Origin of the sequence: Microbacterium sp. (assembly GCF_049650565.1) — a bacterium.
Classification (GTDB): Bacteria; Actinomycetota; Actinomycetes; order Actinomycetales; family Microbacteriaceae; genus Microbacterium.
This window is the reverse complement of the sequence record NZ_JBASAK010000059.1, coordinates 1-14,298: the sequence shown is the minus strand read 5'-3', so window position 1 is coordinate 14,298 and position 14,298 is coordinate 1. Positions and strand designations below refer to the sequence as shown.

The following is a 14,298-nucleotide window of genomic DNA, read 5'->3' as shown; positions in this document are numbered from 1 at the left end:
ACTCGGGCAGCGGCTCGTCCCGGTACAGCGCCTCGAACGTGTCGAGGGTGCGGGTGATGTCGTGCACGGCCACGCCGTCGAGCGACGCCTTCTGCATCCGCTCGTACTCCGCGGGCCCGGCGGTCAGCACCTTCGCGAGCTTCTCGGCCAGGTCGTCGACATTTCCCGGCTCGAACAGATAGCCGTTCTCGCCGTCGTGCACGAGGTGCGGCAGGGCGACGGCGTTCGCGCCGACGACGGGCAGGGCGGATGCCATGGCCTCCATCGTCACGATCGACTGCAGCTCCGCGATCGAGGCGATCACGAACAGCGACGCATGCGAGTACAGGTCGCGCAGCTGCTCGTCGGTGACACGGCCGTGGAAGGTGACGCGGCTTTCGAGTCCGAGGTGGTGACTGAGGGCCTCGAGGGCCTTGCGCTGGTCGCCGCCGCCGGCGATGTCGAAGTGCACATCGAGAGCGGGGTCGAGCTCGGTGAGCGCGTGCAGCACGACATCCACCTTCTTCTCCCCCGTCAGGCGACCGACGAAGAGGATGCGGTTCTGCGCGCGAGGTCCGATGATCGGCGTGTAGTTGCGGCGGTCGATGCCGCAGCTGATCGGCACGACGCCGCTGATGTCGATGGTCTTCTCGAGGAAGTCCGCGGCCTTGCGCGTGGGGGTCGTGACGGCGCGCGTCATGTCGAAGGTGCGCTTCGCGTCGGCCCAGGCCAGCCTGAGCACGGGCCGGTTGATGAAGTCCGGCATGGTGGTGTGGTCGAGGATGTTCTCTGCCATCACGTGGTTGGTGGCGATGACCGGGATGCCGCGCTGGTGCGCGATGCGGGTCAGCCCGCGGCCGATGACGATGTGCGACTGGATGTGCACGACATCCGGCTGCACCTCGTCGAGCACCTTCCTGGCATAGTGCTTGGAGCGCCACGGCCACACGAACCGCAGCCAGTCGTGAGGCAGCCAGCGCACCGCCGGCAGCCGGTGCATGATGACCGACTCGCCCTCGATGATCTCGGTGTGCGTGGCCGAGCGGCGGTACGCCGAGTTGGGGGCGACGACGTGCACCTCATGACCGCGCTGCACCAGGCCGGCGGCCAGGCGCTCGGCGAAGCGGGCAGCGCCGTTGATATCGGGCGCGAAGGTGTCGCAGCCGATGAGGATCTTCAGGGGACGTCCGGAAGTCAAGGAAGGATGCTGCCTATCTGTAGCTCTGATACCAGGCACGATGCGCCAGCCCGCTCGGGCGGTGGCAACTCTACCCGAGCGTTCTGTGCCCGCCGCGGAGGCCAGCCGCTCCCAGCCCATCCCCCGCGACCGGCCGTACGGTGGTGGCATGCGCCTGATCTCCTCCGCCGACCCGTCGCTGTGGATCCCCGTCACCGGCTCGCTGGGCTTCACCGGCCGCCGGCACCGCAAGGCCGCCATCCGGATGCTGATGGCGCAGGCCGGCGCGGCTCTCGGCGGCGAGGGCAGGCCGGGGTCGCGGATGGGCGCGTGGCTCGCCAGCCAGGCGATCCCGCTGGCCATGCGCAGGGCCGACGGCCGTGTGCTCGCGTGGATGTGGAAGGCCGAACCCGAGCTGGTCGTCGCGATGGCGACCGTGCAGGAGCTGACCCCGCAGCTGCGCACCATGCGGGCGATGATGCCCATCGAGTACGACGACACCATCAGCTTCCCCACCGCGCTGGGCGTGGGAGAGAAACTGCTCATGCCGGTGCCGCCGACGCCGGCATCGCCGCCGTCGGCGACCTACACGTGGGACACCGGCACGCACCTGATCACGCTGACCGCCGTCAGCCGCGATCGCGAGCGCTTCGGCACGCTGGAGAAGCCGCTGGATGACCTGGCCCGCAGCATCCGCATCGCCGACGATCTGACCGGCGGCGAATCGAACACCCTGCGGCTGCCGCCGGCCTGATGCGCCGGCTCCGGCCCCCGGGAACGCGGGCTACAGCCCGAGGTCGGTCAGGCCGGGGTGCCCCTCCGGGCGCGGGCCGGGAGCCTCCCAGCGATACAGCCGTTCATCCTCGCCGATCTGCAGGTCGTTGATGCTCGCGTGCCGGAACAGGCAGCGTCCGTTCTCGTCGAACTCCCACTGCTCGTTGCCGTATGAGCGGTACCAGAGTCCGTCCTTGCCCATCGACTCCGAGGCGAACCGCACGGCGATTCGGTTGCCGCCGTACGACCACATCTCCTTGATGAGGCGGTAGTCGCGCTCCCGATCCCACTTCTGCGTCAGGAAGGCGACGATCTCGTCGTGCCCGCGCACCCAGGTGGTGCGATTTCGCCACCGGCTGTCCGGAGCGTAGGCGGCTGCGACCTTCTCGGGGTCTCGCGTGTTCCACAGGTCTTCAGCGGCGCGCACCTTGGCCACGGCATCCGCTTCGCTGAACGGTGGGACGATCGGCTTTCCTGCCATCGTCATCTCCTTCGTCGACGGCTGTGCGCGTCCGCGGCCGCACCGATGCGGCAGCGCTGTCGGCGGCGACAGCCCTATCGCCAGGGTAGACCCGCCGGCACGCGTTGTCGCTGCCGCTGGACGACCTGGCCTGCGGGCGCGTGAGATATCTTGATGTCGAGATATCTCGGAGGTGACATGCGGGCTTCCCACGGCGTGCTGGTCGGTCTCATCAAGCCGATCTACCTGCCGAGTTTCGTGTATTCGCTGGGCACCGGCGCCATGATCGCCGGCCAGGTGCTGCTCGGGCTGAAGCTGGGCTTCGGGTCCGTCTGGCTGAGTTCGGTGATCGCCGCGACCGGGCTCGGCGGCATGTTCGGGTCGCTCTTCGGGGGCTGGGTCGTGCAGCGGTTCGGCGAGCGCCGCGGCCTCACGACGACGACCGTCGCCTGCGCGGCGGTCCTGGCCCTGACGACGGTCGCCGTCTGGGTCCAGTGGCCGGGATTGAAGACGCTGTTCATCGTCGCGCTGCTGATCAGCGCGCTGCTGGACGGGGTGTGGGCGGTGGCACGGCAGTCGCTGGTCGCGGAGCTCGTGCCGAATTCCCACCGCGGGCGTGCGATGAACCTGTACGGCGCGGCGCAGCGCCTCGGACGGATGACCGGTCCGCTCATCGCGGCGGTGCTGTTCGCGGTCACCGGACCGGAGGTCGTCTGCCTCGCCCACGCGGTGCTGGCGCTGGTCGCCGTGGTGATCCTCGTCCGGTCGATGCCTTCTCCGGCACGCCGCGGTGACGGCATCCGGGCCGTCGAGTCCGCTCCTCCGGCCGTGCGGCCGCTCGCCGCCTTCATCGGCGTGGGTCTGGCGATGGCCGCGCTGAACGCGCTGCGAACGAACCGCGATCTGCTCATCCCGCTGTGGGGCGACCAGGTCACGCGCCTCGCCGATGAGCGCATCGCGCTCGTCATGGCGCTGGGCGTGGCGCTGGAGCTGGCGCTGTTCCTCCCCGCCGGGTGGGTCAGCGACCGGTACGGCCCGACGCTGGTGGCCGCGAGCTGCCTGATCCTGATGACCGTCGGCTTCGCCGTGCTCCTGCTGCCGGGCACGGGCGCCGCCGGCTACGTCACCGCGGCCGCCCTCATCGGCCTCGGCAACGGACTCGGCTCCGGCATCGTGAAGCTGCTCGGCGTCACGCTCGCCCCGGCACCGAGCCGCGCGCTGTTCCTCGGCCGGTGGGTGGCGCTGGTCAGCGCGGGATCGGTCGTGGGGCCGGCCCTGATCGCGTTCGGCGCAGCGATCGGAGGTCCGCCCGCGTCGGTGATGCTGACAGTCGCGCTGGGCGTTGTCGCCACGATCTGGCTGCTGTGCCTGGGCCGGCCGATGATCGCCCGTGCGCGTCGCGCGCTCGCCCCTGTCGACCCGGTGTGACTCGGGGAGGTCATCACCGCGCAGTCCGGGACTAGACTCTCCCTTTGGAGTCCTTCCCCGAGCACCAGGAAGCGAGGTGGTTCATCATGTCGAGTGACAGTCATAGTCGCAGACACGTCACCCCCTCCGCTTCCGCACCGCTCGGCTGAGCAGCGGCGTCTGCTGCGACGCGCGCCCCGCTCCGGCGTTCCGGCGGTGCCTTGAAAAGGCACGCCAATGACCCCCATGCAGATCCAGACCGTCTCCGAGGCCGCTGACGACATCCGCCGGCTCATCGCCCAGGGCGACCTGCCCGGCGCCTCCGCCGCGCTGACCCCGCTGTCCGTCCCCGAAGTCGTCGAGCTCATCGACCGGCTCGGCATCGAGGATGCGGCGATCGTGTACCGCCTGCTGGCCAAGGCGCGCGCGCTCGACGTGTTCGAGGCGCTCTCCCCCGGCACCAGAGGCGACCTCGTCCGGGCGCTGCGCAATGTGGAGATCACCGCGCTGTTCGCCGAGATGGACCCCGACGACCGGGTGTGGCTGCTCGACGAGCTGCCGGCATCCGTCGCGCCCCAGCTGCTGCGCGGCCTGACCCGCCAGGAGCGCGACCTCACCTCGAGCATGCTGGGCTACCCGCAGGACTCGATCGGCCGCCGCATGAGCCCGGAGTTCGTCACCACGCATCCGGATCTGACCGTCGCACAGACGCTCACCCGCATCCGCGGGGCTCTGGACAGCGCCGAGACCGTGTACACGATCCCCGTCACCGAGTACCGGCGCATCGTGGGCGTCGTCAGCCTGCGCGAGCTGATGGCAGCATCCGATTCCGACCTGGTCGGCGATCTGATGAGCGAGGCGCACGTCGCCGAGGTGACGGAGGATGCCGAGACCGCGGCCCGCCGCACCACCGACTTCGGCCTGCTGGCGCTGCCGATCGTGGACAGCGAGCAGCGGTTGGTCGGCATGCTCACCGTCGACGACGCTGCTCGCATCCTCAAGCAGGAGGAGAGCGAGGATGCCGCACGGCAGGGCGGCGTGGAGCCGCTGCGCCGCTCGTACCTCTCGACTCCGATCCGCCGCCTGGTGCGCTCGCGCGTGGTGTGGCTGCTGGTGCTGGCCGTGGGCGCGAGCCTGACCGTGCAGGTGCTGGACGCGTTCCAGGCCACGCTCGCACAGCTGACGGTGCTGGCACTGTTCGTGCCGCTGCTGATCGGCACCGGCGGCAACACCGGCAACCAGGCGGCCACCACGGTCACCCGCTCGCTCGCGCTCGGCGAGGTCGCCCCACGCGATGTGCTGCGCGTGCTCTCGCGAGAGATCCGTGTGGGGTTCTGCCTGGGCCTGCTGCTGGGATCCTTGGGATTCCTGTTCGCCGGCCTGATCTACGAGTGGCAGATAGGCCTGGTGATCGCGCTGACGCTGGTCGCGGTGTGCACGGTGGCGGCATCCGTCGGCGGGATGATGCCGCTGATCGCGCGCTCCATCCACGTGGACCCGGCGGTGTTCTCCAACCCGTTCATCTCGACGTTCACCGATGCGACGGGCTTGGTGATCTACTTCCTCATCGCGAAGGCCGTGCTGGGGATCTGAGGATCAGGCTCCGCCGCTCGTGCCCTCGTCGTCGGCGTCAGCAGAATCCGCCGGCACGGATGCCCGGCGCGGATGCCACAGCACCACCTCGGTGGACCGGCGGATGCGCCGGCCCGACGACAGCGTGACGACCTGGCCGCTGGCACCGGCGGCGAACACCCGCACGCCGGGGCGGCTGGCGCGCTCGGCGCGCAGTGCGCCCTCCAGCTCGGAGACGCGGCTGCGCAGCATCCGCACCTCGTCCTCCAGATCCAGCAGCCGCGCGATGGCCGGCAGGCTCATCCCCTCGCTCGACAGCTGTGCCACCTCGCGGAGCTGCTCGATGTCGCGCATCGAATAGCGCCGCGAGCCCCCGCGCGTGCGCCCGGGCACCACCAGGCCGATGCGGTCGTACTGCCGCAGGGTCTGGGGGTGCATGCCCGAGAGCTCGGCCGCGACCGCGATCGCGAACAGCGGGGATCCGGCATCCATGTCAGGCCTTCGCCTTCGCCATCATGTCGGCGCGCGGATTCTCCGTGGGCTCCAGCTCCTGGAAGCGCTCCAGCGCCTCGCGCGCGGCGTCGTCGAGGTGCGACGGCACGGCCACCTGCAGCTCGGCCAGCAGATCGCCGGTGCCCTTCTTCGCCGAGGCGATGCCCCGGCCCTTGACCCGCAGCACACGGCCCGAGGGCGTGCCGGGTGCGACCCGCAGCTTGACGGTGTCGCCGCTCAGCGTCGGCACCTCGATGGTCGCGCCCAGCGTGGCCTCGGTGAACGTGACCGGCACGGTCAGCCGCAGGTTCAGCCCGTCGCGGGTGAACACCGGGTGCGGGCGCACCGTGACCTGCACGACGATGTCGCCGGGCTCCCCGCCGTCCGGCGAGGGTCGACCGCGACCGCGCAGGCGAATCTTCTGGCCGTCGGCGACGCCCGCCGGCACCTTGATCTTGAACGGCTTCCCGTCCCCGGACTGCACGGTGATCGTGTCGCCCTTCGCGGCCGTGGCGAAGTCCAGCGTGGTGCGGGCCGTGACATCGGCGCCCTTGCGCGGAGCGCCGTACCCCTGCTGCCCGAACCGACCAGCGCCACCGCCGAACGATCCGCCACCGCCCTGCGTGAACATCGAGAAGATGTCGTCGAAGTTCGCCGACTGACCACCCTGCCCGAACCGGCTGAACACGTCCTCGAAGCCGCCCGCCCCGCCGGAACCGGGCGCGGTGAAGCGCGCGCCCGATCCCATGGCGCGGATCTCGTCGTACTCGCGGCGCTGCTCGGCGTCGCTGAGCACGCTGTACGCCTCGCTGATCTCCTTGAAGGTCGCCTCGGCCTTGGCATCACCCGGGTTGGAGTCCGGGTGGTACTTGCGGGCGAGCTTGCGGTACGTCTTCTTCAGCTCCGCGTCGGAGATGTCCTTCGAAACGCCGAGCGTCTTGTAGAAGTCCTTGTCGAACCAATCCTGACTGGCCATCGACCACCCGCCTACTCGGCCGGAACCGCGACGACGACCTTCGCCGGGCGAAGCTCGACGTCGCCCAGCCGGTAGCCGACCTCGACCACGTCGAGGATCGTGGAGCTGGTGGCACCCGGAGTGGGCTGCTGGAAGACCGCCTCGTGCTGCTGCGGGTCGAACTCCTCGCCCTTCTCGCCGTACGAGACCACGCCGAGGCGCTCGACGACGCCGCGCAGCTTCTCGGCGATCACGGCGAAGGCCGAGCCCTCTTCCAGATCCCCGTGCGCACGCGCGCGATCCAGGTCGTCCAGCACCGGCAGCAGGCCCTTGGCGACCTCGCCCTTGGCGCGGGCGATCTCGACGTGCCGCTGCTCCTCAGTGCGCCGACGGTAGTTGGCGTACTCGGCGGTCAGGCGCTTCAGGTCGTTCAGCAGCGCGTGCTCGGCGTTCACGAGCCCGGCATCCGATCCGTCCTCGCTGGACGCCTCGGGCGTCTGCTCGGCGTTCAGGATGTCATCGACCGTGAAGTCGTCGTCGGAGCCCTCGGCAGCAGCGGCTTCCGTGGAGTCCTGATCCTGCGGCGCGGGGCCGGATGCCGCAGCATCCGACCCCTCGTCCTCAGGAACCTCATCGAAGTTCTTGTCCGTCATGGTTACTTGCCTTCGTCCTCGTCGTCCACGACCTCGGCGTCGACCACGTCCTCATCGGAGGCGGTGTCACCGGTGGGCGCGTCGCCCTGAGCGGCGCCGGCTGCGGCATCCGCCTGGGACTGAGCGTAGATGGCCTCGCCCAGCTTGGTCTGCGATGCGTTGAGCTTGTCGAACGCGGCCTTGACGGCGTCGTCGTCCTCGCCGGCGAGGGCCGTCTTCAGAGCGTCGACATCCGCCTGCACCTCGGTCTTGACGTCCTCGGGCAGCTTGTCCTCGTTCTCCTTGATGAGCTTTTCGATGGAGTACGACAGCGACTCGGCCTGGTTGCGCTGCTCGAGGGCCTCGGCGCGCTTCTTGTCCTCGGCGGCGTTCTCCTCGGCCTCGCGCACCATGCGCTCGATGTCGTCCTTCGACAGCGACGAGCCGCCGGTGATGGTCATCGACTGCTCCTTGCCGGTGCCCTTGTCCTTGGCGGACACGTGCACGATGCCGTTGGCGTCGATGTCGAAGGTGACCTCGATCTGCGGGATGCCGCGGGGAGCCGGTGCGATGCCGGTCAGCTCGAAGGTGCCCAGCGGCTTGTTGTCGCGGGTGAACTCGCGCTCGCCCTGGAAGACCTGGATCGCGACCGACGGCTGGTTGTCGTCGGCGGTGGTGAAGGTCTCGCTGCGCTTGGTCGGGATGGCGGTGTTGCGGTCGATGAGCTTGGTCATGCGGCCGCCCTTGGTCTCGATGCCGAGACTCAGCGGGGTGACGTCGATCAGCAGCACATCCTTGCGCTCGCCCTTCAGGACGCCGGCCTGCAGGGCGGCGCCGACGGCGACGACCTCGTCGGGGTTCACACCCTTGTTGGCGTCCTTGCCGGTCTCGCGCTTGACGAGCTCGGCGACGGCGGGCATGCGGGTGGAACCGCCGACCAGCACGATGTGGTCGATGTCGGCGACCTTGACGCCGGCCTCGCGGATGACGTCGTCGAACGGCTTCTTGGTGCGGGCCAGCAGGTCCTTGGTGAGGTCCTCGAACTTCGCGCGCGTCAGGGTCTCGGACAGGGACACCGGTCCGGACTCGGTCAGCGACAGGTACGGGAGGTTGACGCTGGTGCTGGTGGAGGAGCTGAGCTCCTTCTTGGCCTGCTCCGCGGCCTCCTTCAGGCGCTGCAGGGCGATCTTGTCACCCGAGACGTCGACGCCGGTGGAGTCCTTGAACTGCTTGATCAGGTAGTCCACGACGCGCTGGTCCCAGTCGTCGCCGCCGAGGCGGTTGTCACCGGCGGTGGCGCGCACCTGGATGGTGGAGAAGTCGTCGTCCTTGCCCACCTCGAGGAGGGAGACGTCGAAGGTTCCGCCACCGAGGTCGAAGACCAGGATGAGCTCGTCCTCCTTGCCCTTGTCCAGTCCGTAGGCCAGGGCCGCGGCGGTGGGCTCGTTGATGATGCGCAGCACGTTCAGGCCGGAGATCTCGCCGGCCTCCTTGGTGGCCTGGCGCTCGGCGTCGTTGAAGTATGCGGGCACGGTGATGACGGCATCCGTCACGGTGTCGCCGAGGTAGGACTCGGCGTCGCGCTTGAGCTTCATGAGGATGCGCGCGGAGATCTCCTGCGGCGTCCACTTCTTGCCATCCACGTCGAACGACCAGTCGGTGCCCATGTGGCGCTTGACCGACGAGATCGTGCGGTCGACGTTGGTGACGGCCTGGCGCTTGGCGGTCTCGCCGACCAGCACCTCGCCGTCCTTGGTGAATGCCACCACCGAGGGGGTGGTGCGGAAGCCCTCGGCGTTGGCGATGACCTTGGGCTCGCCGCCCTCGAGGACGCTGACGACGGAGTTGGTGGTTCCGAGGTCGATTCCGACAGCACGTGCCATGTGATTCTCCTTGTTCATGGTTGAGGAAGTCTGATTGCGGATCAATAAACCTGAGTCGCGATGACTCAAGTGTAAACACGAGATCGGATGCTGTCAAGAAAGTTGATAGGAGACGGCTCAACTTTGATCAGGTACCCCCGACCGCCTCTGCTGAGAGCAGAATCTATCGACCGCCGCCGAGGGCCCGGCCTAGCATGAGGCATGGCCGAGCCCTTCACTCCTGCACCTCCGAGTCACGCCGAACAGCCGGATGCCGATGCATCGGCGGAGCCGAGGGCGCGCGAGCCGCTGTGGCGGCATCTGCTCGGCGATTCGCTGCGCGAGCGACGGAACGATCTCGGGCAGACCCTGGATGCCGTGGCTTCCCGCGCCGGGGTCTCGCCGCAGTATCTCTCCGAGATCGAGCGGGGGCTCAAGGAGCCGTCGAGCGAGATCATCGCCGCTGTCGGCGGCGCGCTGGGCACCTCGCTGCTCGACCTCACGATCGACGTAGCGCAGTCCCTCGCCGCGGCCAGTGCGCCCGCCGCCCGCGCATCCGTCTCACGAGGGGCCTTCGCCCTCGCCGCATGACCCCGGCGCCAGGATCATGCAGCCGGAGCGCCGCGCTCACCGCTCGGACATCACGGTGTCCAGCAGACCGTAGTCGCGCGCCGTCTGGGCGGTGAACACCCGATCATGGTCGGTGTCCGCGCGCAGATCCTCCACGCTCTGTCCGGTGTGGCGGGCGAGCACGCCCTCGATGTCAGAGCGCAGACGGATCACCTCGTCAGCCTGGCCGATCAGGTCGGGAATGGCTCCCCTGCCCTGCGCGGCGGGCTGATGGAGGACGATGCGAGCGTGAGGCAGCGCGGCGCGCTTACCGGGTGCGCCGGCGGCGAGGAGCACGGCGCCCGCGGCCACGGCCTGCCCGACGACGGTGGTCGCCACGTTCGGCTTGATGAAGGTCATCGTGTCGTAGATCGCCAGCATCGCACTCGGGTCGCCGCCCTCGCTGTTGATGTACAGCTGGATATCGCGGTCCGCGCTGTCGGCCTCGAGGTACAGCAGCTGGGCGATCAGCGCGTTCGCGACCCCGGCATCGATAGCGGTTCCCAGATACACCACGCGCTCGGTGAGCAGATGCGAGTAGACGTCCATGATGCGCTCCCCGCGCGGATGCTGCGCGATGACGTTGGGGATGGTGTAGCCGCTCATCATGCACCCACCTCATCGGCGTGCGCGAAGCCCGCGAGGGCGCGTCGATCACGGGGACGATAGTCCTCGAAGGACTCCACGATCACGTCGATGAACCCGTACTCGCGGGCCTGCTGCGCCGTGTACCAGTGGTCGTGCAGGGAGTCCTCGAAGATCCGCTCGATCGGCTGCCCGGTGTCCGCGGCGATCAGGCCGAGGACGGTGTCGCGTGTGTGACGGAGATCGTCGGCCTGCAGGGCGACGTCCACCGCGGCTCCCCCGATCCCCGCCGACCCCTGGTGCATGAGCACGCGCGCGTGAGGGAGAGCCCTGCGCTTGCCTTTCGTGCCCGCCGACAGAAGGAACTGGCCGGCGCTGTAGGCGATCCCGAACACGAGCGTCGACACGTCGTTGGGGATGGTGCGCATCACATCGCGGATCGCGAGCATCGCCGGCACCGACCCGCCCGGAGAGTGGATCCACAGGGCGATATCGGAGGTCGGGTCGTCAGATGCGAGGGTGATGAGCTGCGTGGCGAGCAGGGTGCCGTTGTCGTCGTCCAACGGTCCGTCCAGCACCAGCACCCGGCGTTCGTAGAACTCTCGTCTGGCAGTCTCCGTGAACCGGGGCAGCTTCGGTGAATCGCTCATGTGCCCATCGTCACCCGACCTCGATCTGCCCAGACCGGTCTCCGCTCTGGGCAGATCAGCCCTCAGCAGAGGAGCCGCTTCGCAGGCGCCTCACACGCCACGACGGCGATGCGCCCTGACCGCGCGGTGCAGATTGCGCTGCAGCTCCTCCCGGCTCTGCCCCTCGAAGGATGCCGCCCACACGGGGGTGCCCGGAGCGCTGCGCCACGATTCGGCGAGCGGGCTGCTGTCGACGGCATCGAAGCCGAGGTCGTCGTACAGGCGCGTCACGAACGCGACCGCCTCAGGGAAGTCGCTCGAGGCGACGAGCGCCTTCCGATCCGCAGCACCCCGCGACCGAGCGAGTCGGACAAGCGCCGGCAGCGCGTCGCTCGGCACTCGCAGCGGCATGCGCCCGTGGAACTGGATGTGGCTGAACGCCTTGACGAGCTTGGACTCCGGGAGTTGACGCTGTCGGAGCTCGTGGATCGTGGCCTCTCCCGCGTCGATCTCGGGAAGGTTCCCATCCCGTCCGCTCATGTAGTTGTTGTTGTCCAGCACGATCTTGCCTGCCAGCTCGCGCACGGGGAGCAGCTGGCCAGGCGCGTACGGGAACGCCAGGAATGCGACGTCGGAGTCGGCGGCGGCCTCCGCCGCCGTGGCCGCGCGAGCGCGGGGACCCAGCTCCCCCACCAGCGCGCGCAGTGTGTGCGGTCCGCGCGAGTTCGCGATCACGACCCCGTACCCGGCGGCCACCGCTGCTCGGGCGAACGTGCTGCCGGCCTGTCCCGCCCCGAGGACTCCGATCGTGGTCACCAGCCCAGCTCCCCGGACTCGTCCCTCAGCGTGCCGGTCGGTCCGTCCGGCCCGGCAGTCGCGAGCCGGACAACGGCACGAGCGGCGTCTGCGACGGGGCGACCGCCGCCGAACGCCGCCGTCATGTCGGTGGCAGTGTAGCCCGGCTCGATCGCGTTGATCTGCATGCCCGGGTTCGCCTTCGCGTACTGCAGAGTCAGCATCGTCGCCGCGGCCTTCGACGCCGCATACACCGCGTTCGTCAGGTTGTATTCGGGACGGTCGGGATTGGTCACGGCCCAGAACGACCCCGCGCTGCTGGACACCGTCACGATCCTCGGCGAAGAGGACCGGCGCAGCAGGGGAAGCGCTGCCTCCGTGACCCGTACGACGCCCACAGCGTTCGTATCGAAGCCGCGCAGCGCCAGCGGGCCGTCCACAGTGCCGAACTCCTGCACTCCCGCGTTGTTCACGAGAATGTCGAGCCGACCATCGACATCGGCGATCTGCGCGAATGCTCGCGCGACCGAGCCGTCGTCGGTCACATCCAGCTGGACGAAACGCGCTCCGATCCGTGCCGCCGCCTGCCGGCCGCGTTCCGCATCGCGGGCGCCGAGGTACACGAGGTGACCCAGTTCTCTGAGGATCCGGGCCGTCTCGAACCCGATCCCCCTGTTGGCGCCGGTGACCAGAGCAATATCCACAGCAGTCTCTCCTTGAAATAGGTTCTGTCAGAACGACGTTGTCGACGGTATGCACACCCTGGAGACTCAGCCAGTGCCCTCTTCAGGGGGTGGTCCATCAGACCTCCCCCTGGCATCCCCCGGTCGAGGCCGGTCGGCGCTCGAACGGGAGCGCGCCAACCCGCTCGGGAGCTACCTGCGCGCCCGCCGCGAGCGCGTGACTCCCGAGCAGGTGGGCCTGGCCAGGCACGGCGTCCGGCGTGTGCCCGGGCTGAGGCGCGAGGAGCTCGCTCTGCTGGCGGGGATCAGCGCCGACTACTACCTGCGACTCGAGCGGGGTCGCGACCGCAATCCCTCTCCTCAGGTTCTCGAAGCGCTCGCGCGGGCGCTCCGGCTCGATCAGGACCACCGCGCGCACCTCGAAGCCCTGGTCGCACAGTCCTCCCGAGTCGGGCAGACCGCGCCCTCAGCAGCGGCAGCGCCCGCTGGCGCCATACGGCTGCTGGATTCACTCCCGCATCCGGCGTTCATCGAAGACCGATACCTCGACATCCTCGCCGCGAATCCGGCCGCCACCGCCCTCGATCCCCGTCTCGCACCCGGCAGGAACCAGCTTCGTGACCTTCTGCTGGACAGTGCGGAGCAGGCCATGCATCCCGATCCGGAACTCGCCGCCGCCTGCCTCATCGCCGGGCTGCGCCACACGATGGGCAGCGACGTCGCGGACCCCGCGTTCGCACGGCTCACCGACGAGCTGCATCGCGAGAGCGCGCAGTTCCGCAGGATCTGGGCGCGGCACGACGTCCGCTCTCAGCGCGGTGCCACATTGCGGCTGAACCATCCGCAGAGGGGGCTCCTGCGACTGAGCCGGGAGCAGCTCGGCATCAATGGAACGGCCGGCCTGAAGCTCGTCGTCTACTACCCCGAGGCCTGACTGCGCGTCAGCGATGGGATGCGCGTCCCGCTCCTCGGATCTCGGCTGCCGTCGAGCACCCGAAGGCGGAGGCCGGGGAGTGCCGAGTCGCCTCCGGCCGACTCGCCTCCCTCCGGGTCACTTCCCGCCGGGAGGGCCGATCAGCAGCAGGATGCTGAAGATCGCGACGATCGCGATGAGGATCAGCACCGCGAGCACCCAGGGACGGTGCAGGAACCAGCGCATCGTCCGGTCGTACCAGGTCGCATCGCGCGGGTCGTCGGTCTCGACCATGCGCCAGTCTCCCTCGAGCCGGCCCGAGCGGTGCAGCCAGACCTCGACGGGGATGGTGACGTACGGGACGATCGCGCTGGCGATGGTCGTGATGGCCACGCCGGCGTGCCAGCGCTGGTGGAACGCCAGCAGCACCGCGGTCGCGCCGTAGGAGAGGAACACGAACCCATGAATGCCGCCGGCCGCTGTCACGAGTGCCGGCGCGAGACCCATGGCGCGGGCGATGAGCGCCCCGATCAGCAGCGTCCAGGTGATCGCCTCGGCGATCGCGAGCACGCGGAACAGGCGGGCAGGGCTGCGGAACATGGGTCTCCTCGGGTAGGACTTCCTCAACGCTAGGCGACGCCTTCCCAGGATCCGCTGGATTTCCGGCTCAGAAGCCGCGCGGGCGACGAAGATCATCCGAAAGGTGGAGACGCCCACGGAGTTATCCACAGGCACGAGACGCGCCGGCTCGGTTCGTCGTCGGATGCCGTCCCG

16 protein-coding genes are annotated in these 14,298 nt (G+C 69.2%); 5 read left to right on the top strand and 11 right to left on the bottom strand.

Going from position 1 to position 14,298, the window contains the following annotated elements; all coding sequences use genetic code 11:
• Nucleotides 1–1,207: glycosyltransferase (locus WA967_RS10740; protein WP_424422236.1), on the bottom strand; the 1,207-nt coding region annotated here is incomplete at its 3' end.
• Between the two features lie 118 nt (nucleotides 1,208–1,325).
• Between WA967_RS10740 and WA967_RS10735 the strand changes: the two genes are divergently transcribed.
• Entirely contained in the window at nucleotides 1,326–1,910 is a 585-nt protein-coding gene (locus tag WA967_RS10735) for a hypothetical protein (RefSeq protein ID WP_298861404.1), read from the top strand.
• Between the two features lie 30 nt (nucleotides 1,911–1,940).
• On the opposite strand, the gene WA967_RS10730 is transcribed toward WA967_RS10735, so the two are convergent.
• The gene (locus tag WA967_RS10730; protein WP_424422234.1) at nucleotides 1,941–2,411 is read right to left on the bottom strand and encodes a DUF1348 family protein; all 471 of its coding nucleotides are present in this window, start codon (nucleotides 2,409–2,411) and stop codon (nucleotides 1,941–1,943) included.
• Nucleotides 2,412–2,588: 177 nt separating this feature from the next.
• Here WA967_RS10730 and WA967_RS10725 point away from each other — a divergent pair, with 177 nt between their 5' ends.
• A complete protein-coding gene (locus WA967_RS10725) occupies nucleotides 2,589–3,818 on the top strand; it encodes an MFS transporter (RefSeq protein WP_424422232.1) in 1,230 nt (409 codons plus the stop codon).
• A 216-nt stretch (nucleotides 3,819–4,034) separates the two neighbouring features.
• Nucleotides 4,035–5,390, top strand: coding sequence for a magnesium transporter (gene mgtE / locus WA967_RS10720; protein WP_424422230.1), 1,356 nt, complete (start codon nucleotides 4,035–4,037; stop codon nucleotides 5,388–5,390).
• Between the two features lie 3 nt (nucleotides 5,391–5,393).
• Here mgtE and WA967_RS10715 read toward each other — a convergent pair whose 3' ends face one another.
• Genes WA967_RS10715 through dnaK form a run of 4 tightly spaced genes read right to left on the bottom strand, consistent with a single transcriptional unit; the run spans nucleotide 5,394 to nucleotide 9,331 of the window.
• A complete protein-coding gene (locus WA967_RS10715; protein ID WP_424422227.1) occupies nucleotides 5,394–5,861 on the bottom strand; it encodes a heat shock protein transcriptional repressor HspR in 468 nt (155 codons plus the stop codon).
• A gap of 1 nt (nucleotide 5,862) precedes the next feature.
• A complete protein-coding gene (locus WA967_RS10710; RefSeq protein ID WP_424422226.1) occupies nucleotides 5,863–6,837 on the bottom strand; it encodes a DnaJ C-terminal domain-containing protein in 975 nt (324 codons plus the stop codon).
• A gap of 11 nt (nucleotides 6,838–6,848) precedes the next feature.
• Entirely contained in the window at nucleotides 6,849–7,469 is a 621-nt protein-coding gene (locus tag WA967_RS10705; RefSeq protein WP_424422224.1) for a nucleotide exchange factor GrpE, read from the bottom strand.
• Nucleotides 7,470–7,471: 2 nt separating this feature from the next.
• Nucleotides 7,472–9,331, bottom strand: coding sequence for a molecular chaperone DnaK (gene dnaK / locus WA967_RS10700; protein ID WP_298861382.1), 1,860 nt, complete (start codon nucleotides 9,329–9,331; stop codon nucleotides 7,472–7,474).
• Nucleotides 9,332–9,532: 201 nt separating this feature from the next.
• On the opposite strand from dnaK, the gene WA967_RS10695 reads away from it, so the two are divergent.
• A complete protein-coding gene (locus WA967_RS10695; RefSeq protein WP_424422221.1) occupies nucleotides 9,533–9,901 on the top strand; it encodes a helix-turn-helix domain-containing protein in 369 nt (122 codons plus the stop codon).
• A 36-nt stretch (nucleotides 9,902–9,937) separates the two neighbouring features.
• Here WA967_RS10695 and WA967_RS10690 read toward each other — a convergent pair whose 3' ends face one another.
• From WA967_RS10690 to WA967_RS10675, 4 genes are all read right to left on the bottom strand, one after another.
• Complete coding sequence (locus tag WA967_RS10690; RefSeq protein ID WP_424422218.1) at nucleotides 9,938–10,525, bottom strand: ClpP family protease; 588 nt, start codon at nucleotides 10,523–10,525, stop codon at nucleotides 9,938–9,940.
• Complete coding sequence (locus WA967_RS10685; protein ID WP_424422216.1) at nucleotides 10,525–11,154, bottom strand: ClpP family protease; 630 nt, start codon at nucleotides 11,152–11,154, stop codon at nucleotides 10,525–10,527. Before WA967_RS10685 ends, WA967_RS10690 begins: the two co-directional genes overlap by 1 nt.
• 90 nt (nucleotides 11,155–11,244) lie before the next feature.
• Nucleotides 11,245–11,949, bottom strand: coding sequence for an NADPH-dependent F420 reductase (locus WA967_RS10680; protein WP_424422213.1), 705 nt, complete (start codon nucleotides 11,947–11,949; stop codon nucleotides 11,245–11,247).
• Nucleotides 11,946–12,632, bottom strand: a complete 687-nt coding sequence (locus WA967_RS10675) for an SDR family NAD(P)-dependent oxidoreductase (protein ID WP_424422211.1) — start codon at nucleotides 12,630–12,632, stop codon at nucleotides 11,946–11,948. Before WA967_RS10675 ends, WA967_RS10680 begins: the two co-directional genes overlap by 4 nt.
• A gap of 73 nt (nucleotides 12,633–12,705) precedes the next feature.
• Here WA967_RS10675 and WA967_RS10670 point away from each other — a divergent pair, with 73 nt between their 5' ends.
• Nucleotides 12,706–13,545: a helix-turn-helix transcriptional regulator gene (locus WA967_RS10670; protein ID WP_424422208.1), complete on the top strand. Its 840-nt coding sequence runs from the start codon at nucleotides 12,706–12,708 to the stop codon at nucleotides 13,543–13,545.
• Nucleotides 13,546–13,662: 117 nt separating this feature from the next.
• On the opposite strand, the gene WA967_RS10665 is transcribed toward WA967_RS10670, so the two are convergent.
• Complete coding sequence (locus WA967_RS10665) at nucleotides 13,663–14,124, bottom strand: DUF3817 domain-containing protein (protein WP_424422206.1); 462 nt, start codon at nucleotides 14,122–14,124, stop codon at nucleotides 13,663–13,665.
• Nucleotides 14,125–14,298: the final 174 nt, after the last annotated feature.